Raw genomic sequence first — 24,849 nt, 5'->3', positions numbered from 1 at the left:
GGTCTGATGTCTTCTAAATCTGATCGGATTGGATCCGCCACGGTGGATTAATACGGTTACTTCCAGCTAGGTACAGTAGGATACGATTTCCACCAGGATCAAAAAGTTCAGCTTCTCGCCAAAGCCAACTCTGGTCCTGCGGAGGGGTCGAGAACGCGATTCCTGCAGCGGTTAGGCTATGATATTTTTCATCTAAATCGTCGCATTCGAAGTAGACGGTGGTTCCGGCGCTTACATCGCCGCCCTTGTGTAAAGAGAATGTGCTGTTTCCGTCAGGGCAGACAAAGCGTACATAGTCCGGCCGTGCATCCACCACTGGCACTAGGCCGAGAGCGCAATAGAATGTCCAACCCTCATCAAGGTCCGGTCACAGTGACTTGGTTGAGATTCATTCCACTTTCCTCTCCGAGCCTTGAAGCAGCGGAAAGTTTACGGATTTTTTCGTTCATATCAATGACCGCAATAGGCGCAAAGCAGCCGAAATCTGTGCTCGACAAAGTCGTTGTTAAGGTACCTATAGCGTTCGACATTCGCGGCCCGCGCTTCTCTGCGGGATCGGCGATTGGGCCTCCCATGATGGGGTTTCGCAGATGAAGTGGTTTAATCTATGCGGGACGCCATGATCCGGGCGTAGTCGGTCCCGTCGCCCCGCTACGCAGCCACTATGCTGGGGTTCCTGCGGCGACACTTATCCGGCCCCGGCGTCGAGAATTACCGAAATCCCGCCTGAGGGCGGTCCTATAATATTGTCGCAGGCGCAATTTTTTGCCTGTTTTTCCGTTTAAACATAGGAATGATGATCACATGGCAGATGCCATGACCGCAAAAGCTATGTTTGATGAGAGAGCCCAACATGAGCAATTCCTGTCCTGTGCTGACGCCCGAGGAGCGCAAACTCAACGACATTGTCGAACGTGCCAGTGCACAGATGATGCAGACGGTGCTGGAGGCGCTGGATGCAGCAAGCAGCCAAGTTGCTGCGGAGTGGAAGAGCGTAGAGACGCAGGAAACCCCGCCGCCTTACGACTATTTTGCAGCCGTCGTTCACCAGCGCATGTTCTTGCACCTGTGCGGTGCCGACGCCGAGACAATGACCGGTGGTGATGCGGAACTGGCCGGACATCTGATCCGCAACCAGCAGAACATTGTCGCGCATTACGGTTGGGCGAAAAAGGACAAAACCGATCCCGCCGTTTAAGGCTTAAAACTGCATGGCATCCTTGCCGGATGCCTTGGCATCATAAAGCAGCGCATCCGCCTCGTTGATCAGGGCCGTTATATCCCGTTTGGCAGCGCTCCAAACGCCACCAATGCTGGCGCGCACATGAGTAGAACCACCGGAGATCAGCACCGGTTCCCGCATTCTTTCAAGGATACGTTCTGCAGCCGCTATGCCCGCAGCACGGCTTCCGGCCACCACGACCACGAATTCGTCGCCGCCGGTTCTGGCAACGAGATCATGGCTGCGCACCGCACCCTTGATGCGCCGCGCGGTTTCGCACAGCACCACATCTCCAACGCCGTGGCCATGAACGTCATTGACCTGCTTGAAACCATCCAGATCCAGCGCCAGCACCACAAAACCATCGGCAGATTGCAGGGCGGTAAATTCACCAACCAGGCCGCGGCGGTTCAGCAGGCCAGTCAGGGCATCCGTGCTGGCGGTTTCCTCCAGCTGTTCAATGCGGCGGCGCTCATCGGTAAAATCAATGGCCATGCCGACGATCTTCAGCGGCCGGCCATCACCATCGCGCAGCAAGCGCCGGTCACAGCGCATCCACCGTTCTCCCTGAATGGTATCCAGCCGGTATTCAGCAACATTCTGGTCCAGTTCGCCTGAGATCAACGGCGTGAGATCTGCCTGCGCGCCGTCATTGACATTCACACGGCTGACGTAGCGCTCAAGATCAAGCCGGGCGGCGGTCTGCCCGCCGATGAACTGTGCAAGACGATCCGAGGTTTCAAACTTGCCGCTAGGGATGTCCATGTGCCAGAACCCGCCCCTCACCGCTTCCATGGCCAGTTCCAACTGTGCGGCGCGTTCGGCCAATTGCCGCTCATGTTCCTTATGGCGGGTAATATCCTCGATCTGTGAAATGAAGCGCACCACACGGCCTTCGGCATCGCGCATGGCGGCAACATGGATCATCACATCAACCACGTCACCGAGAGGCTGCACATAGCGTTTTTCAATGGTGTAACCATCCCGACGACCCTGCAAAACCTGCTGGAACTGGTGCATGTCTGCGTCGATATCGTCCGGGTGGGTGAAGTCCTTGAAGTGGGTGCCAATGACTTTCGTTATAGGCAGACCGACCAGCCTTGCAAATGCGGCGTTGCCTCGCAGGATCCGTCCCTCAAGATCGACAAGCGCAATGCCTATCGGTGCGTGATCGAACGCAAAGTCGAACAGCTCCAGACGGGTGGCAGGATCATCCGTTGTGTAGGCTTGCTCCGCCATATTTTCCTCCGCAAACAAGCGTGCATTCAACACACTAACATCTGTACGCTTAATCCCCTCAGCAGCGAAAGGTTTCGTCTGACACCAAGGAGATTGTGCAAATGGTTTACGGGCCATTGGTTTGGGGCGTTTTAAGGCGCAGACAGCGCATGAATTCAGCGACCACTTGCAACCATTGTTAGAAATGATATCTGCAAATGAACAAGGAGAAGAATAACTGGCAAGCTGGTTTTGCAGGGAAAGCGGCGAAGACGATGTGCGGGCGCTTGCAATTGAAGTGTCAAACGTCTTGTTTCCAAACACCAATTCAAGGTCACAATATTTCCAGGCACATTGTGAATGTGCGCGAACAGCGCTCAGCGTATTCAATCCTGACAACCTGATCGTATAGCGTTGCGTTATGTTTTGCGAAATCTTGACTTTATATCTTTGAAGATATATTTCTGAGGTCGATAATGCCCTATGACGTGAAGTTCCATCGTGAGTTCGTTCCAGAATGGAAGGCCTTGGAAATGGGACTTAAGAACTGGTTGGCGAGGTTTTGGACCACCTTGAAGATGATGGCCCGTTTCTTGGTCGTCCTGAGGTGGATACGCTTTCCGGGTCCGGTCATGCCAATATGAAAGAGATCCGCGTAAGATTTGGCAAGCAGGTCTGGCGTTTTGCCTTTGCCTTCGATCCTGATCAGGCTGCCATTATTCTGTGCGGGGCGGCTAAACAAGGCAAGAGCCAGGAACTGTTTTACAAACAGTTGATCGGCAAAGCAGACCAGCGTTTCAATTCGTGGCTGAAGGAGAAAAAAGATGAGCACTGACTGGAAAACACTGCGCGCCGAACTGCCGCAAGATGTTCGTGCACGTCTTGATGAAAAACGCGAAACACGGCGTCTGGGCAAGGCTCTGGCGGAAGTGCGCAAAGCCATGAATGCAACCCAGCAGGATGTTGCCGTACGCGCCGCCATGACACAGAACACGATCTCGAAAATCGAGAGCGCCGATGATGTGCTGATTTCCTCTATCGTGCGTTACATGCATTCGATTGGCGGTGGTGTTGAACTTATCCTCAAAACACCGGATGGCAATGCAAAGCGGGTTGATTTTGATCCTGAGATTTATGTGAAGCAATACGCATAATCACGCGGGGCCCAAACCAATATCACCACATGGAGACGCTGCTTAAAAGCAGGAATGCTCGGTTATGCGGTTGCCGACACGGTAGACCTTGCCGGTTGCTGGATAAGCGTTAAAAATCACATATCTGCGCTGCGGGCAGATAAGCTCGAGAGATTTTTTGTGGCAGGACAGAATGTCGGTTTTTCTGGTCACGCCATCACTCACCACGGTACGGCCCCTGTCAACGCTCTGATCACACAGAAATCCCTTTTTGACAGCCATTTCGCGTGCAGTATCGAGGCTGACGCCAACCGCATTGATCTTGCTGACTTCACGGGCATGGCCACGCTCTGATGCACGGGTGAAACCGCAACTTGTGAGGGTCAGGCTGAGGCCGGTTATCAATAACACTGAAATACGATTCACGTTTTTTCTCTTGATTCCATTCACTTAACATTGGCAGCGCGACGATAACGCCCGCAAGCGTGAAGCACAAGACAACACCTGTTTGCAACCATAGTGCCGTCCTCGTTGCATGGGTATTTTGGCAGCGTGGTGTGCGATCAGTCGCTAGTGAAGCGTCACGGCCGGTCTGAATATCCGTGTCAGGAAATCCTTGAGGATCGGCATGACTAGCTCGCCAGCCAAGCGATGTCCCGCATCCAATCTATGCAGGCTGACCGGCACACCGGCCTCTGCAAGGGTCGCTGAAAATAGTTCCGCTTGATCGACGGGGGCACGGTCATCATCGACACCATGCAGCAGCAAGGTCCCGGCCGTGATCTGCGGCGCGTGGTGCAGCGCCGAGCGGTCCGAAAAGGCGCGGTCAGTGGCACCACTCTCGGCCTTGATTGTTTGCTGCAAGCCTCTTGAACTGCGCTCATAGGCGTCTCGCAGGTCGTAAACGCCACTCGACAGGATAAGCGCCCTCAAGGTTTGAATTTTGGTGGCGACCATGGCCGATGCGACGGCGCCACGGCTGTTGCCGTAAAGCACGATGCGGTCAGGATCGACCATTGGTTGCTGCTCCAGAAACGCCAGCGCCGCGATGATCGCGTGCTGGGTGGCTGGGCCGCAGAAATCCGCTGGCCCGTCAGATGCACCAAACCCCGGCTGCGAGACCGCCGCGGCCGTAATGCCAAGACGCGAGGAGAAACGGACAAGCGAGCCGTTATCGGCGAATTCCCTGCCGCCCAGCAACAGCCCACCCTGATTGCCATGCACAAAGAGGATGGCACCATTTGTTGTGGCAGGCGGAGAAGACAGGAACAGCTCAACGCGCGCGCCGTCGTCCCTTTCAATGAAATGTTGAGTTACCGCCGTCACGCCATGATCTCCTCAAATCGCTTCTATCGAACTTTGGAATACAGAAATGCGTCTCTCGGCTCAGGCGAGACATTGGGATGAAGAATGTAACGGCGCAACACCGCTTCACGGGTCATGCCAGCCTTTTCCATGACCCGCGACGAAGCAATGTTTTCGACATCGCACATCGCCTCGGTGCGGAAAATTGCCGGGTGTGCAAGCGCATGATCAACCAGCCAGCGAACAACCTCGCTGGCAACGCCCTGCCCCCAATGGTCACGCCTGGTAATCCAGCCATAGGACACCCGCGCCTGATAGCTGCGCGGTTCCACCGTTCCAATAATCTCATCTGGTGCAGTGTGCGGGGCAATCAGCAACGGGAAACTTGTGCCCACCTGCCACGCACGCTCCGCACCTTCCAGAAAGCTTACCGTTTGCTCCATGCTGGAATGCGGTTTCCACGCCAGATACCGTGTTACCTCCCGGTCGGTCGCCCAGCCCCGATGCACGGACATGGCATCCGATACGAGCGCTTTGCGCACAACGAAACGTTCGGTGTTGAAAGTCTCTGGCACGCGATATGTTGCTGGCATCATACCCTCATGTTTTTGTTTCGTTGAGCCTGTCAGAGCACTCAATGCGACATTTCAAACAGCAGAAGGTGTTTGACGGGCTGGCGCTGCACAAATTCGGCTTCGACATGGCGCAACACGTGGCGCTGGCCGGCAAAGGGCACCATATCGACGGCGCTTGAAAACGAGGTCCAGCAGAACTCGCTGTGTTCTTCGTTCAGCACGACTTCAGCCGTCGCATCCACGATGCCGACGAACACCGGTGCCAGCGTGATGGCGTCGCGATCTGCCTCATAAAACTGTTCGCAGATATCGGCGGAATAAAGCCGTGTGCAGGAAAGCCCGGTTTCTTCCTTCACCTCGCGCAGTGCCGTTTGCCAGGCCTTTTCACCGTCTTCGATGCCACCGGCAATCTGGCACCATTCCCCAACCAGGGTGTGGTTGCGGCGCAGCAGCAGCACTTGCGTTTCCGCGCCGACTTCACGCAACACGACTACGGCCACGCCAAAACTGCGGATGGGTATTTCTGCCATGATCACATCGCTCCCGGTTCGCATCCCCCATGTCTATTTGCACAATCCCGGTGATATTAGGAAGCCGATAAATACATCCCTGACGGGAATTTCAAACACCGCCTGCTGCAACGGCAACTTCCCATCATCAATTCGTCACATCAAATGTATCATGACTATTGACTTCACAATATCACGATACTTATGTTGCGACGAAAGATTGATGAGGTATTCCATGACTGACACGATGTACGACGTTATCATCATTGGCGGCAGCTATGCCGGCCTTTCCGCCGCCATTCAGTTGGGCCGCGCGCGGCGCAAGGTGCTGATTATTGATGAAGGCCTCCGGCGCAACCGGTTTGCCGCCCACTCCCATGGTTTCATCACGCAGGATGGCGTCGACCCGGCAGTGATTGCCGCCAAGGCACGCGAGCAGGTTTTGAACTACCCGACAGTCACCTGGCTTTCTGGCCGTGCCGACAGTGCGCAAAAATTGGCGACGAGCGACACGGATGCGGGTTTTGAAGTGTTCGCCAAGAGTGCACGCCACCTGTCTCGCCGCCTGTTGCTGGCAACCGGCGTGAAAGATTTACTGCCTGCCATAGAGGGTCTTGCCGAGCGCTGGGGCAAAGCGGTGTTTCATTGCCCCTATTGCCACGGTTATGAGCTGAACCAAGGGCCGATTGGCGTCATTGCCGGGTCCGAACTGTCCATGCACCATGCGCTGATGTTGCCGGATTGGGGGCCAACAACGCTGCTGTTGAACGATGCCTTTACCCCGGATACCGAGCAGCTGGCGGCGCTGACAGCACGCGGTACAACGCTGGTACGCTGCCCGATTACCGCCATTACCGGCCATGCCGACATAAATCTTGCCGATGGCCGGGTGCTTTCCTTCGCCGGCCTGTTTGCCATGGCACCGTTTGAGCTGGCGAGCCCCATTGCCACTGATCTGGCGCTTGAGATGGAGCAAGGACCGTTAGGCGCGACCATCAAGACCGATGTCATGAAGGAAACCTCCCTGCCCGGCGTGTTTGCCTGCGGTGATGCCGCACGGCCAATGGCCTCCGTGGCGCTGGCGGTGGGTGATGGCAATCTGGCGGGTGCCGGCGTGCATCGCTCGCTGATGTTTGGCACGGTTTGACGGACCTGTTGCAAGCAGCGACCCATGATGCCGCTGCTTGCAACGACGTCACGCCGCGATATGCTAGATTGCACCATGGGAGTGCTGAGGCAGTTTTGGGCATGACGGAATTCAGACGCGAATGGACAGCATTTCACGGTGATACCGTTGCGCTTGCATTTGAACTACGGGACATCGAGGCAAAACCCTGGGTGCGTTTTCATGCCCTGCCGCACTCCCAGCGTTACGCGGACAATGATGCCGAACGACAGGAAATTCACAGACGGGCTGCCATTTTGGGCAATCAGGTTCTGCTAGCCGGTGCGCCCTGCTGGCTGGTGCAATACCGACAGGAATATGACCACGATAGCGACTGGCGAAAGCTGGAATCTGAGTTCGATCCTGACCTTGATCATTATGAAGACAGGCGCACCGCCTTTGATACCGAGCCGTGGGGCGTCAATTGGTACGGCTTTGCAAGGCAGGTGATCTGGGATGCCGAGGCGTTTCGCGACCTGCTGCGCGACGTGGCCGAAGAACGCACCGGCCCGACATTGTTCATGAGCCGGGAAACAGGCCAGATTTTCGCACCATACGATGGCGGTTTTGACATTTTCCCTGCAACGGCAGATCACGTTGCCGCACTGAAAAACCAGTACAGCAATTGGCTGTCAGACCATCCGTCTGGCCTATAAACGACCAAAAGCCACTGGCCACCGGTTCAGGCGCGGTGCGCCGATACCAGCAACATCATTGGCCGTTCCAGCTCTTCCGCAAGGGCTGGAACCTCCGCGATCTGTTCTGCTGTCGGGTAAAATTCCTTGATCTCACGGATGGTGAACCCTGCCGTGATCAGGCTGTTGAGCGTGGTGGCGATGGTGCGGTGATATTTGACCACACCCTTGGCGAACCAGTCCGTGCGGCGCTCTCCCTCCACGGAATAACCGTTGACCGGCCAGGTTTTGCGGCCGTCCTCATCTTCAATCCAGTGCGGATGGGCAGCCGCCATGAAGATTGGATGTTCTATCGTGAACACGAAGTCGCCACCGGGTTTAAGGGCCGCGTGCACCATGCGTGTGAGCCGGGCAAAATCCCTGACGTAATGAAAGGCCAGTGCGCTATAGGCAAGATCGAACTGCGCCTTCGGCAATTCGAGCGTTTCAAGGTCGGTTATGTCGTAGGTGATTGCGCTGGCGGACGTGTCCAGTCTGGCGCGGTTGATCATGTTTTCCGAGAGATCAAGCCCCAGAACGCTGGCCGCACCCTGCCCGGCCATCCAGCGAGATGCCCAGCCAAAACCGCAGCCGAGATCCACCACATGTTTGCCGGCAAGTGGCGGCAGCATGGCACGAATGGCCGGCCATTCCGGCGCGCCATCCAGCCCATGCACCTGACGCGGAAGCTGGCTGTAACCGGCAAAAAAGGCCGGATTGTCATAAATATTCTGCGCCACCCGAAACCTCATCCTGTGTGTATTGCCACCTATCCCTTGTCACGTGCGGAGTGGCGGTGTTTGCTGAACTTCGAAGCGCTCAAGGATAGTCATATCGATGACAATCGCAATATTTGCGCCTATTACGGGGCATCAGTAGCCAACTCATCTGTGTTGCGCTAACTCAGGAGCAACCACGCAATGACGATGGACTAGATATGTCGATGCTTCTGATACCCGGTTTCATGCTGGATGCAGACCTGTGGCGCGATGTGACGCCGGGTCTTGATGAATTCGGGCCATTTGTGCATGCCGATCTATTTCAGGACGGCACGATCAAGGATATGGCCAGCCGCGTGCTGGCGCAGGCGCCAGAGACATTCGTTCTGGTCGGGTTTTCGATGGGCGGTTATGTGGCGCGCGAAATTGTGCGCCAGGCACCTGAGCGGGTTAAAGCACTGGTGCTGATTGCCACGTCTGCGCGTGGTGACACGGAGGTGCAGCGCCAGCGGAAGGAAGCTGTGGCACACAAGCCGGACAGTGTTTCCTTCAAGGGCCTGAGCACGGCGGCCGTTGCGTCTTCACTGCACCCAGACAATGCCGGACGGCAGGACCTGATTGCCCGCATTCAGGCCATGGGCCAGCGGCTGGGCAGCGATGTGTTTCGCCGGCAATCGCTGCTGGAGCGGGTGGATGAGCGCCATTTGCTGGGCGATATCAGCTGCCCCTGCCTGATCCTTGCTGGTGAGAAAGACAACCTGCGCAGCCGTGCCGAGGCGGAAGAAATGCATGACGGCATCAGCGGCTCCAGCTTTCAGGTGATAGAAAAGACCGGCCACATGATACCGCTGGAAGCGCCGGATGAACTTGTAACAGTGATGCGGCAGTGGCTGGATGGCGTTGCGACGTAAAGGCAGCGCAACCGGTTTGCGCTGCCCTAAAATTTGCCGTTCTAGAATCTCGCGGTGAACCCAAGCGTGCCGCTGAGGCTGGTATTGCCAGAGAGGTCGCCAAGGCTTGTGTTGATGCCCGCCTGCCCGTGAACGGCATATTTTTCATTGTCCCAGGCATAGGTGCCGCCAAGGCCAAGGCCGCCCCACAGACGTTCCTGCGAATTGCGCAATGCAACGCCGGCCACGTCTGTTCTGGCGTCGGGCGACAGGTCATAATAGAGATTGGCAATGCCATAGACCTGCAGGCGGTTGCGGGTGCCGGCCTCACCCGTCCAGCTGTTTTCATAATCCGATGACAGTCCAAGGCGCAGTTTCAGGTCATTGTCCCTGCCCAGAGACACCTTCGCGCCAAAGGCGTCGGTAAAGTCACGGTAGCTCAGGCCGGAAAAGCTGAGCTGGGCCTGCGGGGTCAGGCTCCAGCCGGGGCTGATGGCAATCTGCTGGCCTGCCTCAACGCCCAGCGCGTAGCCGAAACCATTATTGCCTGAGGCAAGCCGGGTGGCTGCGGTGGTGGAGTTGAGGTCACTGTCAAACCAGGTGAGGTTGACCTGACCATCGACGTAAAAGCCGCCATTGCCATACCAGGTCAGCGTGCTGCCAAGGCCGTAGCCACTGCTGCTGATGGCGCCGTTGCCATAGGGCGACGTGATGTCACCATCAATGGTGCCGTAACGCAGGGACAAGCCGCCAACCAGATTGCCGCCGCTTGAGGACATGAGTTCCATGTCGGTACCGGCCTGCAATTGCCAGGTATCAACCGTATAATCCGTTGATGTGGTGGAGGAATGCGGTGACAGACGGTCATGCTGGCCGACAATGCGGCCCCAGATGCCGTAGTCAGCAGCATCAAGACCCTGCCCGGCATTTGTATCGCTGCTGCCCCAGACGCGGCTGCCGACGCGCTGTTGCAGCGTATCCAGCGTATTGAACCGTTGCAGTACCGATGAATAGGCTTCGTAAACCGGTGCACCAGCCTGATAAAGCGGAGTGCCTGATGACAACAGGGCCGAGCGCAGATACCAGTCGCCATCCAGTGGCGTGCTGGCGCCGCCCTGATACAGCCGGTAAGCGTAAGCGCCTGCGACCACGGCCTGATCACCCTCAAAAACATAACTGCCAAGCAGCGAGAAGTTGCCGGCGGACACGCCGCCGACATCGATGATCTTGATGCCTTCCACCGTCTGGTCGCCGGTGCCACCAAAATTGATGACCCGCACATTGGTGGTGCCTGACGTGTTGCCGGTGACAATCAACTGGTCGGTGGAAGACGTATCGTCGCCCAGCACCGTTTCAATTTCCAGCGTGCCGCCACTGCCGATATAGTCCCCCGCGATCGTGAGGGTGCCGATGGAGTTGCCCGGTGCAATGGTGCCGCCGGCAAAGTTGGTGGTGGTGCCCACCTGCCCTATGCCCTGTAAACGCCCGCCGCGAACTTCCATGCTGCCGCCCAGCGTGTTGTTGACCGACAATATGCCGGCGTAAACGCCTGATGTTCCAAGCAAGGCTGAATTGTTGGCGGTGAGAATTGTCTGGCCGGAGCCGACCTGCCGCACACCGCCGGAGCCAGTGATGGTGCCACCGAACGTCACCACATCAGAACGGTCAAAGGCCAGAATTCCATCATTGGCGACATTGCCCACGATGCTGCCAGTGGTGCCACCATTGCCCAGTTTCAAGGTGCCACCGGTAATGGTGGTGTTGCCGCTATAGGTGTTTTCGCCTGTCAGTGTCAGGGTGCCTGCACCCTGTTTGGTCAACGCGCCAGCGCCGGTCAATTCCGGTTCAATGCCGATGTTAAAACCGTTGGTGTCGAAGAAACCTCCGTCAGCGCCAAGCAAGACCTGCCTGTTGGAAAAGTTGACGAAGAAATTGGCGATGTTGGCATTGGCGCGCAGGATGCCGCCATTGAGTGTCACGTCAGCGGTGCCTACCCCGCCCCGCACAAAGCGGGTTTCCAACACGCCGCGCGCGCCAGCCGTGCCGTTTACATTGAGGGTGCCGACCGCATCTGTCGCGGAAATGCCGAGCCAGACGCCCGTTTGAGCGTAAACCTCAGCGCCATCTTCAATGGTGATCTCACCGGTGCCAAAATTTCCCAGATTGAGGTTGTAGTCAGTCATACGCCAGGTGGAACCGGCCCCCGTGACCACGACACTTCCGATACCGGATGCTGCCGCACCGACATACCCTTGCGTGCTGGACACGGTTGCACCGTTCTCAATGCGCAATGTGCCATTGGCAAAATTTCCCACGGTCAGCTGGTCGGAACTGGTCCAGCTGGCGGTGGGGCCGGAGATAACAGCGCCACCCGCAACAGACTCTCCGACAATGGCAAGGCCGCTGGACACCTGACCGCCGTTCTCGATGATCAGGCTACCGTCATTCAGGGTGATGCGGCCGTTACTGTCCAGCACCCCGGCGCCCGTGACCGTTAATGTCGCTCCCGCTTCCACGGTGACATTATTGGCGAGCGCAGCACCAGACAGGCTGACATTGCCCACAGGCAGATACACATCCGTTGATGTGTCAGGCACAGAACCTAAATCCCAATTGCCGGCATCGAACCAGTCATTATTGCCAGCACCGCCATTCCAATAGACATCCTGCGCAGAGACCGGACTGGCCGCGAAGGCCAGAACGAGCGGCGCGGTGGACAAAAACAGACGGTGACAGGACGGTCGAAGAGTGCGGAAGGCGTGGCGCTTTTGCATGGTGACCCAGGGGGCACGAGGGAAATGACGTTTATCAAACAATGAAGAAACATGCTTAACACTCCCCTAATATTCGCGCCAAAGCAGTAAAATAGTGAAGGACACGCAACCGGGATCAAGCGCATTCAAGTTTGAACCGGCGGCGGCATGTCGCTGATCTCCTGATGTCATTCCACCGTCTTGAAAGGTGATTACAGCAACCTTGTCGGGAAATTTTTAAGTTCCGCACCTAGACAAAACTGAAATTGTTTGCCTAGCTATGACCTGATTGCGCTTGTCGAGCATTACTCCACCTCATGCCACAAGAAGGAAAGCACATGTCCTTCATCGCAGATATATTCCGCCATTCTCCTGAAATTGCCTTGTTCCTGTCTCTCGCCCTTGGATATTGGGTGGGGAAATTCCAGTTTGGAAAATTCCAGCTTGGTGGTGTTGCTGGCTCTTTGCTGGCCGCCGTGCTGATCAGCCAATTTGGCGTGCAGATAGACAATGGCATCAAGGCCGTGCTGTTTGCGCTGTTCATTTACGCGGTTGGTTTTGAAAGCGGACCGCAGTTCTTTCGTTCGCTTGGGCGACACTCCATCCGTGAAATCATCATGGCGGCGGTGCTGGCAATCAGCGGTCTGGTGACCGTGGTTGTGCTGGCAAAAGTCATGGGGCTGGACAAGGGGTTGGCGGCCGGCATTGCGGCGGGTGGGCTTACCCAATCTGCCGTCATTGGCACGGCTGGTTCGGCGATTGAAAAACTGGGCCTTGCGGCAGATGAGGCGCAGCGCCTGCAAGCCAATGTCGCCATTGGTTACGCGGTGACCTATATTTTCGGCTCGTTCGGCGCGATCATCGTCTGCGTCAACTTTCTGCCCTGGTTCATGAAACGCGGCATTCGCGACGATGCCGTGAAAGCCGAAGCGGAAATGCTGCGGGGTGCGCGGGTTTACGGCGTTGGCGAAGCGCCTGCTCTGCCCGACCTTGTTGGCCGCGTGTACCAGATAGAGGCGGCAGCCGGCAAAACGGTGACCGAAGCGGAAGCGCTTGGCCCCGGCGGTACCGTGACCATCGAGCGCATAAAGCGCGATGGCAAGATCATTGGCATCGATGCCGCAACCACACTTCAATCTGGCGATCTGGTGCTGATTGTTGGGCGGCGCACTGGCGTTGTTGGGCTTCAAGACAGACTGGGCAGCGAGGTTGCGGGCGGCGAAGGCATGGAACTGGTGGTGACCACCCGCGACATCGTTGTGCAGGGCAAGGAATTTGTCGACCACACCGTGGCGCAGATATTGAGCGCCAGCGGCGAGTTGCGCCATGGCATTTACGTGCTGGCCGTGACACGCGGCGGCAGCAAACAGCAACTTGCCAATGACACGGTGATCAAGGCCGGTGACATTGTGACCGTGCACGGCGTGCAGGAAGATCTGCAACGGCTGGCCACACGGGTTGGCCCGGAAATCATACCCAGCGACAAGACCGACTTTGTGTTTCACGGGCTTGGTGTGGCGCTTGGCCTGCTGATTGGCCTTGCCGTGGTGCGCATCGGCTCCATTCCGCTGACACTTGGCTCTGGCGGTGGCGCGCTGCTTTCCGGCCTGGTGTTTGGCTGGTACCGCAGTCGGCACATGACGCTTGGCAACCTGCCGACCTCGGCCTCCACGCTGCTGCGTGACCTTGGCCTTGCCGGTTTCGTGGCAGTGGTTGGTCTGCAGTCCGGCCAGCAGGCCGTCAGCACAATCCTGCAAAGCGGCCTGCCGATTTTTGTGGCAGGGGTGATTGTGACCATACTGCCGCTGATCATTACCATGCTGGTTGGCCGATATGTGCTGCGCTATGACAATGTTGCCGTGTTTGCCGGTGCGCTGTCCGGCTCACGCAGTGCAAACCCCGCCTTTGGTGAAATTCTCGACAAGGCCGGAAACTCCGTTCCCACCACGCCCTTCGCCATTACCTATGCCCTGGCCAATGTCTTTCTGACATTGCTGGGGCCGCTGATCGTCGCGTTCGTATAATCCCTCGGAGAGACGTCATGACCGATTACAAGCAGTTTACCAAACTCAGCCCGTTTGAACTGAAAGACGAGCTTATCAAGCTGGCATCCGGCAAGGCCGGCATGGTTATGCTGAATGCCGGACGGGGCAACCCGAACTTTCTTGCCACGCTGCCGCGCCGCGCGTTTTTCCGGTTGGGACTGTTTGCGGCAACCGAATCCGAGCTGTCATTCTCCTACATGCAGCAGGGTGTGGGCGGCCTGCCGCGCATTGAGGGCATTGAGGCGCGGTTTGAACGTTACATTGCCGACAATCGCGACCAGGAAGGCGTGGATTTTCTGCGCCGCGCCATCAGCTACGTGCGCGACCAGCTAGGGCTCTCAGCCTCTGATTTTCTGCATGAAATGGTCGAGGGCATTTTGGGCTGCAATTACCCGGTACCACCACGCATGTTGCGCATCAGCGAGACTATCGTGTGCCAATATCTGATGAAGGAAATGGCGGCAGGTCTTATCTCGGCCAAGGATGTGGACGTGTTTGCCACCGAAGGCGGCACGGCGGCCATGACCTATGTGTTTGACACGCTGAAGAAAAACCACCTTCTGACCAAGGGCGACAAGGTGGCCATCGGCATGCCCGTGTTCACGCCCTATATCGAAATTCCTGAACTGGAGACCTACGGTCTTGAGGAAGTGGCGATCAATGCCGACCCGGATGCAGGCTGGCAATATTCCGATGCCGAGCTGGACAAGCTGAAAGACCCTGATATCAAGATTTTCTTCTGCTCCAACCCCAGCAACCCGCCATCGGTAAAGCTCGACGCGCGCAGCCTGCAGCGGATTGCCGACATTGTCAGACATGACCGGCCTGATCTGATGATCTTGACCGATGATGTTTACGGCACCTTTGCCGACAACTTCCAATCGCTGTTTGCGCTGTGCCCCAACAACACCGTGCTGGTCTATTCCTACTCCAAATATTTTGGTGCCACCGGCTGGAGACTTGGCACCATTGCCATGCACCATAACAATGTGCTGGACGGTGCAATTGCCGCCCTGCCCGACGGTGTGAAATCCGCACTCGACAAACGCTACTCATCCATCATCACCGATGTCTCGGCGCTGAAATTCATCGATCGTCTGGTGGCAGACAGCCGCACCGTGGCACTGAACCATACCGCCGGGCTTTCCACACCGCAGCAGGTGCAGATGGTGCTGTTTTCGCTGTTTGCGCTTATGGATGAACATGAAAGTTACAAAGCGACGCTGAAACGTGTGATACGCCGCCGGCAGGCCGCACTTTATGCGGAGCTGGGCATTGAGATGCCAAATGATGAAAACGCGGTTGATTATTACACGCTGCTGGACCTGGAAAAGGTTGCGCTCAAACTTTACAGCAAGGAGTTCGCCGCCTGGGTAAAACAGGAGTTTTCCGCCAACGAACTGCTGTTCCGCATTGCCGATGAAACCGGCATCGTTCTTCTGCCCGGCCGGGGTTTTGGCACCCAGCACCCATCCGGCCGCGCCTCGCTGGCCAACCTCAACGAGTTTGAATATGCGGCAATTGGCCGGTCATTGCGCAAGATGGCCGATGAATATCACGATGCATATGTGAAAAAACATGGGAAAGCGTAAGGCCATGATCTGACCGGACAGGCTGGGCTGCTCGGCCTGTCCGGTCCGTTTTTGGAGCATTGGCATCACGCCAGCGGCAGTCCGCGCGAACTCCTGCGAGGTACCGAAGAGGTTTAGGAACCGCTTTAGCCCACTTGCCGGATGCAATCGCGCCCTTCGTTTTTTGCCAGGTAAAGCGCGCGATCTGCACGATCCATTAACGCCGGCAGATTGTCCCCTTTGTTTGCAACCGCGATGCCAAAGCTCGCCGTTGGGCTCAATTCGTTAGAAAGGATACTGGGTGCCAATTCCTTGAAAGCGAGCCGGGCGGCCTCAGCAAAAATAGGTGCAGCGGCGGTCTGTCCCGGCGCAAGCATTATAGCAAATTCTTCTCCGCCCAAGCGGGCGATGATCGCATCACGAGGAGCCTTATCCTTGAGAACGTCGGAGAACGCTCGAATGACCCTGTCACCGCTGCTATGTCCGAAGCGGTCATTGATTGATTTGAAGTGATCGAGGTCGCTCATGATCATCGTGACGCGAGCATCAGTGGTCTGCCGCCCCAATGCCTTGAGGGCTCGCTCTTCAAATCCGCGACGATTCAATAATGCCGACAAGGCATCGATCTGTGCATCGGATTTGATCCTTTCCATCACGTCACTCGCGATCACCGCGAAAATCCCTACAGCTGTCATCGCGGAGATCAGAGCATCCGAGATCGAGACAACCAGCCAATACGCTCCTTCGAATCCGCCCTCCGCGCTCGCTGAAGCGAGCAAAAACAATGGACGAAGAAGGAAGCCGACACACGAAATGCTTATCAAGCCAATCAGCACGTGCTCGACCGGTGTGCGATCCGGGATCTTCGCAAGATCAAACAGCATCACAAGACCGACCGCAGCGAGACCGCTATTTAAGTAAATAACTCGTAATAGCAGGCTTTGCTCTACAAACTGATGGTAATAGAGCGCGCCCAACGCAATTGCGGCGATACACAACAGGATGAGATAGTGAGGGCGTTGCCCGCTTCGGTTGGACAGTCCAATAGACAACAATATCATTGATAACATCAAAAACACGTTGGCCATCAGCCTCAGCACCGGATCCTCCAGCGCAAAGGCAAAATAAAATATACCAAAACAGAGAGCTCTTATCCCGTATGAAAGAACGAAGATCCGAATATAGGTAAGGTGTCGGTGTTGGCGCCACAGCACGAGCATAGATGCGCAAAATAGTGCAGACATGCTCGTATTCAGCAGGCCTATGACGTCTTGATAGCTCATACTGACCGCCCCTGGTGCCCAATGGTCTGCACGGGTATCCACTCGTGAAAGTTGTGATAACACGGTTCCTGTAAATATCAAGTAAACTCGTGCGAACGCGAACAGCGCTGGCAATTCGGTGGTCGGTGCCTTAGCGGCCTGCCGCCATGCCGCACCATCAGCTTAACGGCGTCCTCCACATGAGCGCGGCGAGCGCTGGCGCGATCCGTGAGGTCGTCTCGCAACTCAGCGACCTGCCCTCTGTGTGGTGGGTCGGTTCAGACAGGCGGAGCCGCTCGGCCTATTCAGTACGCTTTTGGAGCATTGGGATCACACCAGCGGCAGTCCGCGCTCCACCAGCGCCTTGAAGTAAGCGATGCCAAAGGGAATGGCGGCGTCGTTGAAATCATAGCGCGCCTCATGGACTGACGGGCCGTTGCCATTGCCAATCAGCATGATGTTGCCGGGGCGTGCCTCCAGCATGAAGGCGAAATCTTCCGAGCCCATCAATGGCTCCATGGTGCCATTGACGTTTTTATCACCGACCAGTGACCTGGCGACATCAACCGCAAAAGCGGTTTGTTTGCCATGGTTTACCACCGGCGGAAACATGTGTTTGTAGGTCACGGTTGCCGTTGCGCCATAGGCGGTCGCCACATGGGTGGCGATGTCGGTTATGCGCTTTTCCATCAGGTCGCGGGTGGCGGGGTCAAATGTTCTTGTCGTGCCGCCCATTTCAGCCGTCTGCGGAATGACATTGCCCGCCTTGCCGCCGGCCATCCAGCCCACCGTGACCACCGCGCACTGGCGCGGATGCACATTGCGCGACACGATGGTTTGCAGCGCCAGCAGAATGTTGGCGCCGACCACCAGCGGATCCACACTGACATGGGGTGATGCGCCATGCGCGCCCTTGCCATCAATGCGAATGCGAAACCCATCGGCGGAAGCGGCCAAGGGTCCACTTGCTGTCATGAACTGGCCAATGGGCAGGCCGGGTTCGGTGTGCATGGCATAGACTTCATCAATAGCGAAACGGTCCATCAGGCCATCCTCCACCATGGCTCTGCCACCACCACCGCCCTCTTCCGCCGGTTGGAAAATGACCACGGCGGTACCATCAAAAGCGCGGCTGCGTGCCAGTTCACGCGCCGCACCCAGCAACATGGCGGTGTGGCCATCATGCCCGCAGGCATGCATGACACCTTTGGTTCTGGAGGCCCATGGCGCGCCGGTTTCTTCCTCTATCGGCAGGGCATCCATATCAGCCCGCAGGCCAATGACCCGGCCACTCACCTGTTTTTGCCCCTTGATGACACCAACCACGCCGGTTTTGCCAATGCCCGTGACGACCTCATCACAGCCGAATTCGGCGAGCTTTTGCGCCACAAAAGCTGCCGTACGGTGAACCTCAAACTGCAATTCCGGATGGGCGTGAAGGTCTCGTCGCCACTGCACGACATCGGCATAGTCAGCATCTGTTGCCTGCATCGGATACCCTCGACATGGTCATTCTCTTGATACCAGGGCACGACGATAAGAGTTTTGACCGAGGACACAACCTTTCTTAGCGGGGGGTGCGGAAACGGTGGCGTCGCGGCGGTTTCGCATCTCCCGCCCGAGCACGCGTCGCCGATAGATGCGGGCAAGTGCTGCGAGGTTGCATTTGAAACCCGACGACGGCGTTTTGATACCGCCCCGCAACGGCGATGGTGCCAGATGCCTCATCACGCAGCGATGGGCTTTAAGATGACACATGCTTTAAAAACACATCAAAACCAATATGACGTGGCAGCGATGCTGGCCAATTGTCGGCAATACTGGCTGAACTATTCGCAGGCTCCACACTCTGATGGACCTATTGCCGTTTACCGCACCGGTGTGCCGCACCATCAGCTTAACGGCGTCATCCACATGAGCGCGGCGAGCACTGACGAGATCCGTGAGGTCGTCTCGCAGCTCAAAGATCTGCCGTCTGTGTGGTGGGTCGGTCCGGACAGCTACCCAACCGCCGCTGAAGACGTGATCAATGCCGGTGCAAAACTGAGCGCAACATTGCCGGTGATGGCAATTCAGCTACAAAATCTCGCCCCCAGGCCAACACCTTCACCCCACTGGACGATCGTGCGGTTGCAGGAAGGTGCTGCTCTTTTCCCCTGGGTTCAAAGTTACAGCGAGTCTGTGGGTGCTCGGAAAGAAGATATCGCCACCATGCTGCGGGTGGAGCAAAACCGCTCTGACGCACCGGGCCAGTTGACGCGCTTTGCCGCATTCTCTGACGGAGAAATCGTTGGAACTTCGGAGCTTTTCGTGCACGAAGGGATTGCGGGCATCTACCTTGTCTCGACGAAGAAGAGCCATCGTTGCCGTGGCATCGGCACGGCCTTGACCCATGCGGCCTGCATGGCAGGGCGTGAACTTGGCCTTGATGTGGCAACACTGCAGGCCAGCAGCAGTGGATACCCGATCTACAAAAAACTGGGCTTCGAGGATGTGGCGTCTTACGACCTGCTGACGTTTGACACCGCTGAAGTTTTAGAAGAAGGCGGCAGTGTCGCCGCCGCCCCTTGCCCCGAGCCGACTACCAGCTTTTTTGGATGAGCTCACCTGATGGCCCGCAGGCAAAAAAGCCGCCGGTTGGGCCATAGGCATGGATTGTGGCCAGCGCGACAGCGGGGCGTGCGCCGACATCAACCGAATGGCCGGGGCCGTTTCCGGTCATGTCTGTCGAGGTCAGGCCGGGATCAACCGCATTGACCTTGATGCCATCACGATCCAGCTCTTTCGCCAGCTTGACAGTCAGCATGTTGAGCGCGGTTTTGGAACTGCAATAACCGCCAAAACCGACTGTCCAGGTTTCGCTGCGCATGTCCATGGCGTCATTGATCGAGGCGAGACCGCTGCTCATCATCACCACACGCGCGGCGCTGGATTTGCGCAACAGAGGCAAAAACGCCTGTGTGACCCGCAACACACCAAACACGTTGGTGTCGAACATCTGCCTGACCTCATCGAGACTTTCTTCGGCCAAAGATGGCGGCGGAGCGAACATGACACCGGCATTGTTGACCAGCACATCCAGCCGGTCCGTGTGGTGGGACAGCGTGGCAACGGCACTGGCGACGCTCGCATCGTCCGTCACATCCAGCTGCACGGCATGTGCTTTTATGCCTTCAGCACGCAGCTGATCGGCGGCCGCCTCTCCACGCGCAAGATCGCGGCAGCCCAGCCAGACGGAATGCCCCTGCGCGCCCAGCTGGCGGGCAATGGCAAGGCCAATGCCTTTGTTGGCACCGGTTACCAGCGCGATGCGGTTTAAATCGCTCATCGTAAAATCCCTGATCGTTTCATCGATCAGACAAATACTACGAATTTCGTATTATTCAATATTCGGATTTTGATATTTTTTGCGTCAGCCGCACAAATTCGTCCCGTTCGGCCGGGTCCAGCGCTTCCAGCATGGCGTGGCAGGTGGCACCGTAACCGGCGATATAGCCGGCAACTGCGCTCTTGCCCTGCTCGGTCAGGGACAATGCGACGGCGCGGCGGTTTTCCTCCGGCCGCTCGCGCAAAACCATGTCTTTGCGCACCAGCCGGTCAACGGCCGATGACATGGTGGTCAGCGGCACCTGCAGGTAACGGGCAACATCGCCCAGGCCGCAGCCCTTGTGGTCCGACACGAACAGCAGGGTCTGCACATCAAGCGCGCTCAACGCATTTTCCATGGCGGCCGTTGCCTCGGCCACCTTGAAACGACGCGTAAACCGCTCAAGAGCGTGGGTGAGTTGTTCTGTCTGTTCAGGCGTGGGTTTGGTCATAGGCGCTTTAAAGCATTTTCAAGGGATGGAGGTAAGGTGGTGCCTGGCATTCAATTTTTATGCCTTAATAATTAGATGCATTGAACCTCCGGAAGGTTTAGTCCTTCATACACGGTCGCTCGCGAAGTGATGGCTGTGCTGTCGCTTTTTGTGGACAACCTTTTCAACCCCTTGAAAAATTGACAAAAATATGGCACTTCGCTTCGACTGCGTTTGACAGCGGAAAGAGCAGGCGTAAGTCGCACTTGAAGCGAACCTTTAGGTTCTTTCCGCTGTCAAACGCAGTCGAGAGATACCTCGCGAATTTATTCGCGAGGTGCCCAAAACTGGGCAAGACCCGGAGAAAAATGCTCCGCGAAGCTTTAAATTTTGTTTTCTTATCCTTGCTTGGCGACATGGTCGTTAACCTCATCAAATGGTTGATATCTATGATATTTTAGCAAATTTATCATACTTTTCCAAGCACTTGGCGGCAAATTACTTCAATAAAAACCTCTATCATGAGCATGCACAAACTAACTTGGGCATGCATTAGCGGCAGCTTAAGATTCACCAATAATTTGACCTGCCGCCCCGTTTGTGGCAAAGGCCCCTCCTCTCTGTATTGCCGCGGCTGCTGAAACCCGCGCACTTACGGAGAACAGCAGTGTACGCACTCAATTTCAAATATCGCACCAGCCATGTTGCTGGGCATGTCGTCAGGTCTGTCGTTGCACACGACGAACCGGAACGATCTTTCACGCGCTCGCTTGATGACCTCGCAAGCGCCTTGCCGACGCCTGAGGCGCTTTCTCAGAAGAACGCGCGTTTAAGCGCTGTCGCCACCACGCCGGATTTTCACCCCGGCAAACCCGTGCCGGTTGGCGTTGTCGCAGATTTCGAAGGTGCGGTTGTTCCGCATCTGATCGGGTCCGACATTGGCTGTGGCATGCGCATGATGGTGCTGGGCAACATCACCGCAGAGCAGTTGGCGACACCGCTGCTGGAGCGGCATCTGCGGCATGTGTTTTTTCAGGGCGGGCGCGACATTGCGCTAACGGGCAAAGACCGCCACGCAATATTGCGCGATGGCTTGCCGGGGCTGCTCAGCAGCCTGCAGCACAAGGCAACCGGCCTGCTTGGCAGGCTGGATATCAACCACGCATGGAATGATCTGGAGCGGCAATGCGACAATGGCGTATTTGCCTGTTCCGGCGTCGATCCGGATTTTCAGGACTATGCGCGGATTGATGACCAGCACCGCCACGATGCGATTTTGGGCACGATTGGTGGCGGCAACCACTTCGTGGAAATCGGTCATGTCGAGGAGATTGTCGATGGTGCCTTTGCGACGGCGGCCGGCCTGAAAAACGGCTCTGTCGTGCTGGTGGTGCATTCCGGCTCGCTGGACTTTGGCCAGCAGGTTGGCACCTCCATCAAGGACCGGTTGAAGGCAGATGACAAACGCGGTCTCGACTGGCGGGTGCTTTCGAAGGATAGCCAGCCGGAGCTTTACCGACGTTACATGACCGGCCATGCCAATGCCGCCAATGCGGCCTTTGCCAACCGTTTCCTGATCGGGCTGGCGGCGGTTGAGGCCGTGTCACGCGCAATTAACCGGCCGGTTGAGCACCGGCTGGTTTATGACGCGCCCCACAACACCGTGTGGGAGCAAGGTGACATCGTGCGGCACAGGAAAGGCGCCTGCCCGGCCCGCGGGATCGGCGCGATGGCCGCCAGCCCTTACCAGTGGCTGGGTGAACCGGTCATTCTGCCGGGATCGATGGGTGATGGCACCTGGCTGCTGGCTGGCCGGGGTGCTGCCGAGACGCTGGAAAGTTCCGCGCACGGGGCCGGACGCAGGCTTTCCCGCCAGGAGGCACGCGCACAGGGCATTATTGGCAACAGGCTGCGCGTGGTTGGACCGGTGGACCCGACAAGTCCTGCCTTATTGGGCCGACCGGATATTCTGGCGGAAATCCGCGCCCGGTTGAATGAGGAAGCACCCACGGCCTACAAGCCGATTGACAGCGTGGTGGAGCCGATGGTCGCCGCCGGAATGGCAACGCGGGTGGCGAAGATAAAGCCTGATGTCACCGTGAAGGGATAAGGGTGTTTAACGGCAAAAACAAAACAGCGGGACGTTGATCCCGCTGCTTTGATAACGTCGTCTGCGGTGTTGATTGCCGTCCTACATCAGTTTGGTCCAACCGGCCGCCCTTCTGCATCGAACCATGCAGGATTAAACATCACCGTGCGCAGATAGGTCGCCCGGAGTTCCTCCGGAATAAGGTCATGATTAAAGAACCGACCCGCCAACCGACATGCCTCACCGTCGGACACGCCCGACGTATCTGACAACGTCTCAAATTCCTCGTCGGAAAACTCCAGGTTTTCACTCAGGATCTTTACCATATCATCTACCGTCAGCAGTTTCCCTGTGCGCGTGTTTTTCTTTCCGCTGTAATAAGTTTCGATAATGGTATCAGAAAAATATTTATTGGCAGCGGTCAGCAACGAGTTTTCCATAACATTGACATTGAACTGTCCGCGAAGAAATTGTTTGCAAGCCTCAGGTTTGTGGATCTTGAGCACTTCAATGAAAATCCTCAGAGGACCATAAAGTGCCACGGTCGTCTCGTCGCTTGCCCTCGCCAATGTCGGGATTGCATACTTCCCGGCGAGATCAAGTACCTTTTGCCGGGCTGCGACCTTATCTCCCGTTTTAAAATACTCGCGAAAAATCGCTTCCGTTTCCTCAATATGATCCATTAACACGGCATAGGTCGCCGGATCATTATTGCGCACCACAGCCATTCCTTCTTCGAAATACTCGCGCTCGCTTTTGGAAAAGGATTCCGCAGCAAATGCGGAAAGTGAAAAACCGCCAAATGCGCACAGGATCAGCACTGCGACGATTTTAAAAAGCTTGTTCATGTTGCCCCCAACCCTGCGCGGAAACCGATGCCCCGCAAACCCTTGCCCCGTTTAAATAAAAGCTGCTTTGGCAAGTCAACACGGTGCGGCGCATAAACCGGAGCGCGAGTGGAATTTCAGGCATAAATCCAGAGATGTTGACAATAACGACGACACTTGCCTGCGTTGCTTCAATCTTGAGCGGCCGGCAATAACTGTTCGCGCAGCGTATCTGCCACCAGCGCATTGGCGTGGCCGTGGCCCATGCCATGTTCCTGTTTCAGCCAGTTGACCAGTTCCATATGTTTCTTGGCCCCCTGGCTGCGGATCAGCTCTTTCCACTCGGCAATCGGCCGGCCGTATTTGGCCTCGATGGAGGGAAAGTAGGATGCGGGACCTTTTACAGGACTGGTTGCCATGGATGCCTCCCAAGCGCCAAGCGGTTGTTATGACACCTTGATAGCATGAAAGGCGGTATTGTCACCGCCCGTAGACGCCAGGCAGCAGCGCCAATCAGCGCGTGGTGTCTTCAGGAGCGAAAGACAAAAGGCCCTTCATCTGCAACAGGCCGAAGGCGGCAAGTGTTGCATTATCCTTGATTTTGCCAGCCTCAATCATCTGCCTGACCTCAGCCAATGAAAAGGCCTTGCAGACCAGCCCCTGTTCTTCCGGGTCGAGATCTTGTTTGCCTTGGGTGAGACCCGTCGCAAGGAAGATGTTGAAACCCTGACTGGAATAACCGTAGGCCTGAAACAGATGGCCGACATGCTGCAGGCTCTGTGCCGTCAGGCCGGTTTCTTCCGCCAGTTCGGCCTTTGCCAGCTCTGCCGGGTCCTTATCCGGTTCCGCCTCGCTGCTGCCCTGTGGCAGCTCCCAATAACGGCCCGACACCGGATAACGGTATTGCTCGACCAGATAGATGTGACCGTTTTCCAGCGGCACAATCAGTGCGTAATCCGGCTTGCTGACCACGCCGTAAAGGCCCGGTGATCCGTCCTCACGGGTGAACTCATCCTCGCGGACCTCCATCCAGCGGTTCTTGTAGGTGATGCGTGACGACCTGATATTCCAAACCACTGTAAATGCCCCTCTCCC

General features: G+C 56.7%; 24 protein-coding genes and 1 pseudogene. 10 read left to right on the top strand and 15 right to left on the bottom strand.

Going from position 1 to position 24,849, the window contains the following annotated elements; all coding sequences use genetic code 11:
• Positions 1 to 13: 13 nt before the first annotated feature.
• A pseudogene (locus tag PYL13_RS09640) lies at positions 14 to 392 on the bottom strand (VOC family protein).
• 461 nt (positions 393 to 853) lie between these two features.
• On the opposite strand from PYL13_RS09640, the gene PYL13_RS09635 reads away from it, so the two are divergent.
• Positions 854 to 1,198 carry a hypothetical protein gene (locus tag PYL13_RS09635; protein ID WP_275641144.1) on the top strand — a complete coding sequence of 115 codons (345 nt, stop codon included), beginning with the start codon at positions 854 to 856 and terminating at the stop codon, positions 1,196 to 1,198.
• 3 nt (positions 1,199 to 1,201) lie between these two features.
• On the opposite strand, the gene PYL13_RS09630 is transcribed toward PYL13_RS09635, so the two are convergent.
• Complete coding sequence (locus tag PYL13_RS09630) at positions 1,202 to 2,461, bottom strand: sensor domain-containing diguanylate cyclase (protein WP_275641143.1); 1,260 nt, start codon at positions 2,459 to 2,461, stop codon at positions 1,202 to 1,204.
• A gap of 586 nt (positions 2,462 to 3,047) precedes the next feature.
• On the opposite strand from PYL13_RS09630, the gene PYL13_RS09625 reads away from it, so the two are divergent.
• Both PYL13_RS09625 and PYL13_RS09620 read left to right on the top strand, forming a co-directional pair.
• On the top strand, positions 3,048 to 3,275 hold the full coding sequence (locus PYL13_RS09625; protein WP_275641402.1) for a type II toxin-antitoxin system RelE/ParE family toxin: 228 nt from the start codon (positions 3,048 to 3,050) through the stop codon (positions 3,273 to 3,275).
• Positions 3,265 to 3,594 (top strand): helix-turn-helix domain-containing protein, encoded by a 330-nt coding sequence (locus PYL13_RS09620; RefSeq protein ID WP_275641142.1) that lies wholly within the window; start codon positions 3,265 to 3,267, stop codon positions 3,592 to 3,594. Before PYL13_RS09625 ends, PYL13_RS09620 begins: the two co-directional genes overlap by 11 nt.
• A gap of 42 nt (positions 3,595 to 3,636) precedes the next feature.
• Here the strand turns inward: PYL13_RS09620 and PYL13_RS09615 are convergent, their stop codons facing one another.
• The 4 genes from PYL13_RS09615 to PYL13_RS09600 all read right to left on the bottom strand — a co-directional run bounded on the left by PYL13_RS09615 (position 3,637) and on the right by PYL13_RS09600 (position 5,983).
• The gene (locus PYL13_RS09615; protein WP_250982492.1) at positions 3,637 to 3,999 is read right to left on the bottom strand and encodes a hypothetical protein; all 363 of its coding nucleotides are present in this window, start codon (positions 3,997 to 3,999) and stop codon (positions 3,637 to 3,639) included.
• Between the two features lie 144 nt (positions 4,000 to 4,143).
• The gene (locus tag PYL13_RS09610) at positions 4,144 to 4,899 is read right to left on the bottom strand and encodes an alpha/beta hydrolase family protein (protein ID WP_275641141.1); all 756 of its coding nucleotides are present in this window, start codon (positions 4,897 to 4,899) and stop codon (positions 4,144 to 4,146) included.
• Between the two features lie 23 nt (positions 4,900 to 4,922).
• The gene (locus PYL13_RS09605) at positions 4,923 to 5,471 is read right to left on the bottom strand and encodes a GNAT family N-acetyltransferase (protein ID WP_275641140.1); all 549 of its coding nucleotides are present in this window, start codon (positions 5,469 to 5,471) and stop codon (positions 4,923 to 4,925) included.
• 41 nt (positions 5,472 to 5,512) lie between these two features.
• Positions 5,513 to 5,983 (bottom strand): NUDIX hydrolase, encoded by a 471-nt coding sequence (locus PYL13_RS09600; protein ID WP_275641139.1) that lies wholly within the window; start codon positions 5,981 to 5,983, stop codon positions 5,513 to 5,515.
• A gap of 214 nt (positions 5,984 to 6,197) precedes the next feature.
• On the opposite strand from PYL13_RS09600, the gene PYL13_RS09595 reads away from it, so the two are divergent.
• Both PYL13_RS09595 and PYL13_RS09590 read left to right on the top strand, forming a co-directional pair.
• Complete coding sequence (locus PYL13_RS09595) at positions 6,198 to 7,109, top strand: NAD(P)/FAD-dependent oxidoreductase (RefSeq protein WP_275641138.1); 912 nt, start codon at positions 6,198 to 6,200, stop codon at positions 7,107 to 7,109.
• A 101-nt stretch (positions 7,110 to 7,210) separates the two neighbouring features.
• On the top strand, positions 7,211 to 7,783 hold the full coding sequence (locus PYL13_RS09590) for a DUF3885 domain-containing protein (protein WP_275641137.1): 573 nt from the start codon (positions 7,211 to 7,213) through the stop codon (positions 7,781 to 7,783).
• Between the two features lie 26 nt (positions 7,784 to 7,809).
• Here PYL13_RS09590 and PYL13_RS09585 read toward each other — a convergent pair whose 3' ends face one another.
• Positions 7,810 to 8,541: a class I SAM-dependent methyltransferase gene (locus PYL13_RS09585; protein WP_275641136.1), complete on the bottom strand. Its 732-nt coding sequence runs from the start codon at positions 8,539 to 8,541 to the stop codon at positions 7,810 to 7,812.
• A gap of 197 nt (positions 8,542 to 8,738) precedes the next feature.
• On the opposite strand from PYL13_RS09585, the gene PYL13_RS09580 reads away from it, so the two are divergent.
• Positions 8,739 to 9,431, top strand: a complete 693-nt coding sequence (locus tag PYL13_RS09580; RefSeq protein ID WP_275641135.1) for an alpha/beta fold hydrolase — start codon at positions 8,739 to 8,741, stop codon at positions 9,429 to 9,431.
• Between the two features lie 41 nt (positions 9,432 to 9,472).
• Here PYL13_RS09580 and PYL13_RS09575 read toward each other — a convergent pair whose 3' ends face one another.
• On the bottom strand, positions 9,473 to 12,184 hold the full coding sequence (locus PYL13_RS09575; RefSeq protein WP_275641134.1) for an autotransporter family protein: 2,712 nt from the start codon (positions 12,182 to 12,184) through the stop codon (positions 9,473 to 9,475).
• A 317-nt stretch (positions 12,185 to 12,501) separates the two neighbouring features.
• Here PYL13_RS09575 and aspT point away from each other — a divergent pair, with 317 nt between their 5' ends.
• Both aspT and PYL13_RS09565 read left to right on the top strand, forming a co-directional pair.
• Positions 12,502 to 14,187, top strand: a complete 1,686-nt coding sequence (aspT, locus tag PYL13_RS09570) for an aspartate-alanine antiporter (RefSeq protein WP_275641133.1) — start codon at positions 12,502 to 12,504, stop codon at positions 14,185 to 14,187.
• Between the two features lie 17 nt (positions 14,188 to 14,204).
• On the top strand, positions 14,205 to 15,800 hold the full coding sequence (locus tag PYL13_RS09565; RefSeq protein WP_275641132.1) for a bifunctional aspartate transaminase/aspartate 4-decarboxylase: 1,596 nt from the start codon (positions 14,205 to 14,207) through the stop codon (positions 15,798 to 15,800).
• A 125-nt stretch (positions 15,801 to 15,925) separates the two neighbouring features.
• On the opposite strand, the gene PYL13_RS09560 is transcribed toward PYL13_RS09565, so the two are convergent.
• Both PYL13_RS09560 and PYL13_RS09555 read right to left on the bottom strand, forming a co-directional pair.
• Positions 15,926 to 17,062 carry a GGDEF domain-containing protein gene (locus PYL13_RS09560; protein ID WP_275641131.1) on the bottom strand — a complete coding sequence of 379 codons (1,137 nt, stop codon included), beginning with the start codon at positions 17,060 to 17,062 and terminating at the stop codon, positions 15,926 to 15,928.
• Positions 17,063 to 17,371: 309 nt separating this feature from the next.
• Positions 17,372 to 18,532, bottom strand: a complete 1,161-nt coding sequence (locus tag PYL13_RS09555) for a M20 aminoacylase family protein (protein ID WP_275641130.1) — start codon at positions 18,530 to 18,532, stop codon at positions 17,372 to 17,374.
• Between the two features lie 54 nt (positions 18,533 to 18,586).
• On the opposite strand from PYL13_RS09555, the gene PYL13_RS09550 reads away from it, so the two are divergent.
• The gene (locus PYL13_RS09550) at positions 18,587 to 19,642 is read left to right on the top strand and encodes a GNAT family N-acetyltransferase (RefSeq protein WP_275641129.1); all 1,056 of its coding nucleotides are present in this window, start codon (positions 18,587 to 18,589) and stop codon (positions 19,640 to 19,642) included.
• Here the strand turns inward: PYL13_RS09550 and PYL13_RS09545 are convergent.
• Both PYL13_RS09545 and PYL13_RS09540 read right to left on the bottom strand, forming a co-directional pair.
• Positions 19,623 to 20,369: an SDR family oxidoreductase gene (locus PYL13_RS09545; protein ID WP_275641128.1), complete on the bottom strand. Its 747-nt coding sequence runs from the start codon at positions 20,367 to 20,369 to the stop codon at positions 19,623 to 19,625. The genes PYL13_RS09550 and PYL13_RS09545 overlap by 20 nt on opposite strands.
• A 55-nt stretch (positions 20,370 to 20,424) precedes the next feature.
• Complete coding sequence (locus PYL13_RS09540) at positions 20,425 to 20,859, bottom strand: MarR family winged helix-turn-helix transcriptional regulator (RefSeq protein WP_275641127.1); 435 nt, start codon at positions 20,857 to 20,859, stop codon at positions 20,425 to 20,427.
• 646 nt (positions 20,860 to 21,505) lie between these two features.
• Between PYL13_RS09540 and PYL13_RS09535 the strand changes: the two genes are divergently transcribed.
• Positions 21,506 to 22,948 (top strand): RtcB family protein, encoded by a 1,443-nt coding sequence (locus PYL13_RS09535; RefSeq protein ID WP_275641126.1) that lies wholly within the window; start codon positions 21,506 to 21,508, stop codon positions 22,946 to 22,948.
• 86 nt (positions 22,949 to 23,034) lie between these two features.
• Here the strand turns inward: PYL13_RS09535 and PYL13_RS09530 are convergent, their stop codons facing one another.
• The 3 genes from PYL13_RS09530 to PYL13_RS09520 all read right to left on the bottom strand — a co-directional run bounded on the left by PYL13_RS09530 (position 23,035) and on the right by PYL13_RS09520 (position 24,831).
• The gene (locus PYL13_RS09530; RefSeq protein ID WP_275641125.1) at positions 23,035 to 23,775 is read right to left on the bottom strand and encodes a hypothetical protein; all 741 of its coding nucleotides are present in this window, start codon (positions 23,773 to 23,775) and stop codon (positions 23,035 to 23,037) included.
• A gap of 170 nt (positions 23,776 to 23,945) precedes the next feature.
• Positions 23,946 to 24,173, bottom strand: a complete 228-nt coding sequence (locus tag PYL13_RS09525; RefSeq protein ID WP_275641124.1) for a DUF4287 domain-containing protein — start codon at positions 24,171 to 24,173, stop codon at positions 23,946 to 23,948.
• A 94-nt stretch (positions 24,174 to 24,267) separates the two neighbouring features.
• The gene (locus tag PYL13_RS09520) at positions 24,268 to 24,831 is read right to left on the bottom strand and encodes an NUDIX domain-containing protein (RefSeq protein WP_368077678.1); all 564 of its coding nucleotides are present in this window, start codon (positions 24,829 to 24,831) and stop codon (positions 24,268 to 24,270) included.
• Positions 24,832 to 24,849: the final 18 nt, after the last annotated feature.

The organism is Agrobacterium sp. Azo12 (assembly GCF_029193765.2).
Lineage (GTDB): Bacteria > Pseudomonadota > Alphaproteobacteria > Rhizobiales > Rhizobiaceae > Agrobacterium.
Note: the sequence above shows the minus strand (reverse complement) of the source record. Positions and strands in the feature narration are given on the sequence as shown.